2 protein-coding genes and 2 pseudogenes are annotated in these 2939 nt (G+C 47.5%); 1 reads left to right on the forward strand and 3 read right to left on the reverse strand.

Annotated elements, in window-relative coordinates; all coding sequences use genetic code 11:
• Both RMO52_RS03940 and RMO52_RS24620 read right to left on the reverse strand, forming a co-directional pair.
• Positions 1 to 339, reverse strand: a pseudogene (locus RMO52_RS03940) (TrpB-like pyridoxal-phosphate dependent enzyme); the annotation flags it as partial.
• 29 nt (positions 340 to 368) lie between these two features.
• A pseudogene (locus RMO52_RS24620) lies at positions 369 to 1249 on the reverse strand (glycosyltransferase).
• 311 nt (positions 1250 to 1560) lie between these two features.
• Between RMO52_RS24620 and RMO52_RS03955 the strand changes: the two are divergent.
• Positions 1561 to 1863: a hypothetical protein gene (locus tag RMO52_RS03955; RefSeq protein ID WP_309740365.1), complete on the forward strand. Its 303-nt coding sequence runs from the start codon at positions 1561 to 1563 to the stop codon at positions 1861 to 1863.
• 422 nt (positions 1864 to 2285) lie between these two features.
• Here RMO52_RS03955 and RMO52_RS03960 read toward each other — a convergent pair.
• The coding region (locus tag RMO52_RS03960) for a DJ-1/PfpI family protein (RefSeq protein WP_310411064.1) at positions 2286 to 2939 on the reverse strand (654 nt) is incomplete at its 5' end.

Consider the following 2939-nt stretch of genomic DNA (forward strand, 5'->3'; position numbering starts at 1 on the left):
CGGTTTATGGCTACCAGCGGGGCTAACGCCTTCATATTTGTAGTAAATCTTAGCAGGCGTATCGAGAGCTTTTTCCAGTCGGCGGGCACGATACAGGGGAGTAGGTCGCCATTGTTGATAGATCGATCGTACTTCGTCAGGAATCTCAATCCACCGTTCTTGGCTCACTTCCTGCTCGATGAGGCTCATCGGAAACAGGGGTGCTAAGTCAGCGGGGGAGATCGGTTGTCCGGTACCAGGATTGAGAATTGGTGGTAATGGTGTGGGTAAATCTGCTTGGATGTTGTACCAAGCGGTAGGCATTTGGTTTTCGGTCAGGAGGTATTTGATTTGGTTCATGATTTTATGTTTGGTAGAGATTGAAAGTCTTAGTCTCTGCTCAAGGTGATTTTAGTTTGATTTTGAGCCAATACTGGTTGACCTGTCTGCGCCACTTGTTCGACAATATCAGCCGCTCGACTCACTCCCCCAGCACGACGAATTGCTGCTTGTAATCTTACTGCATTCTGTTTGTAATAATCTTCCTTTAATACTTTCTTTACTGCTGTCCGTAGTCTGGAACTAGTCAACTTACCGAGAGTTATCACTTCGCCCGTACCCGTCCAAGCGATCCGCGCTGCCACCCCTGGCTGGTCGTTGGCGATCGGAATTGCCACCATCGGCACCCCATTACTCAAAGATTCTAATGCCGTATTCATGCCCGCGTGAGTGATAGTCAGAGCAGCTTTTTGCAGTAGTTCTAGCTGCGGTGCATAGCCCACAACCAGGGGAGAACCAGGTAAATCTGGCAGGGATGCTGGATTACTGCCGCCACCGAGGGCAATCACTAATTGAGCATCAACGCACAACACACGGTAACATAAGGCAAATTCAAAAAATCTGCTACCGTACTACCACCAGACGAAGTTTGATCTACCAGTAATACTCCAACTCCTGCGGCTGAAATCGCTTGTGGAGCTTCATCTAGGAGTATGGTTGTCGATCGCCGGAACATCGTCACGATTTGTTTAAAAGCAGCTAGACCACTCAATTCGCCCAATTTAGTGTTAGCTGCTGCTGAAGCTCCAGCGGGAAATTGGGCTTCACCAATCGCCCAAAATTCCAGTCCGGCAGCTAGGGTTTGCGGTCGAGCGTCGAGAATACCAAAGAGGGTCACGCGATGACCGCGCCGTTTCAGCTCGTGTCCCAATGTCGTCATAGGATTGAGGTGTCCCGTGAGGGCGGGACAGATGATACCAAAATGAGTCATGCACGGCTTCCGGTATTTGTAGGTCAGGATATTTCAATCTATTTCTGGGATAAATCTTGAAGAAACTGCGGGGGCGATCGATGATTGACCAAATATCCAGGGTGGCTAAAATAGCCTAACGCGCAAGCGCACCCCCAAGGGTGGTCGAAACTAGCGGAATGTGGAATCAAACATTAGGATTGTTGGATTTTATTCCTCAACGCAACCCAAAGGGTAAAATCTCATTAGCTCTGAGTAATGTTTAGAGGAATATCTTGCAGATATTTGCCCATACTCTGTAGTATTTCTTCTAAATTTGGGAATGCTACTAGATGGATATCGATCGGAGCAAATTTATGTTGATGAAGGGCTTAGGTTGCGTGGTAATTTTGCTAGGGCTTGTTTCCTTTTCAAATTTTGCTGAAGCTGGGTACAGGCTACAGAGATCGGGACAAGAGTTAACCGAGCTTAAATCTCAGGGTGGAAATACGGTGGCGGAGGCTTACTACCAAGAAGTGGGTCGATCGCAAATAGGGCAAGGTAGTGCAGCTTCTGGAATGGCAATGTTAACGTTGATGATTTCTATCGGGTGGGGTGGATCGATGATTGCAAAGAAAAAGGAATCAAAACTTTAAACAATTAGCGGAATGTGGGTTTGAAGGTAGAATCGATCGCTTTTTGGAAGATGCAGATCGCTGCTTCAAGTTCTCTGTGCCCTGCCAAACCAGGTAAAGATCGAAGGTGCGCCTCGGAAACACCACAACGCTAGAGAACGTGCAATATTCAAAATTTCTCGAATATCTTCCTGACTATTAGGGGAGTTAATGTTAATAGTTGAGCAATCAGACAAAAGTTGAATAGTACAGCGATTCTCCAAGGAGAGGCTCCGCCAACGCCAGAAATCCTTTTTGAATCCAGCGTTCAGATAATTGAGTTCGATCGGATTGAAGATCTATCATCGCGACCGAGATTATTGCTAAACATAAGTTTGAGAGAAGCGTGTAGAGCTTTTTTGATATTCAATTATTTAAAAAGCTCCACAGACCAATGAATTTTGCTATTTTGCTCCGACTGGAGCGGGGATCGTCTGCTGCATAAATAACATCGCCTTCTCGACCAACTCTGCTCCCGCTTTTTCCGGCGATCCGGTATCAAATGGCGGAGCAGGATCGTACTCCAGCAATAGTTGCGTAATCTTGGCGATTTCTTCACCAAACAGGATGCTAGCGATCGTCAAACCAAAATCGATACCTGCCGTCACGCCACCACCAGTAATCCGATTGCGATTCTCCATAGGAGAGGCTTCGCCAACGACCACAACCCGCTCGGTGCCAACTTCCACACCCAATGCCGCAAGTTGAGGGCGTGCTGCCCAATGAGTAGCCGCTCGATAGCCTTCAAGCAATCCAGCCTTCGCCAGAAACTGCGATCCGCCGCAGACAGAAGTGATAAATTTAGCGGTACTGCCTTGGTTGCGTAAAAATGCCAATAGCTCTCGATTGTCTTCTACAGCCGCCTGTCCGCTGCCGCCACCGATACAGATAATGTCCAAGCGGGGGCAATTGTCAAAAGTCGTATCGGGTAAAACCATCATGCCATCGTCAGTTTTGACTGGCTCTAGCGTTTTCCAAATCCGATGAATTTTGATACCAGGCAGCCCACTAAAAACCTGCTGTGGGCCGATAATATCCAACGATGTCATCCCAGGATA

The organism is Chamaesiphon sp. OTE_8_metabat_110 (assembly GCF_031382685.1).
GTDB lineage: Bacteria > Cyanobacteriota > Cyanobacteriia > Cyanobacteriales > Chamaesiphonaceae > Chamaesiphon.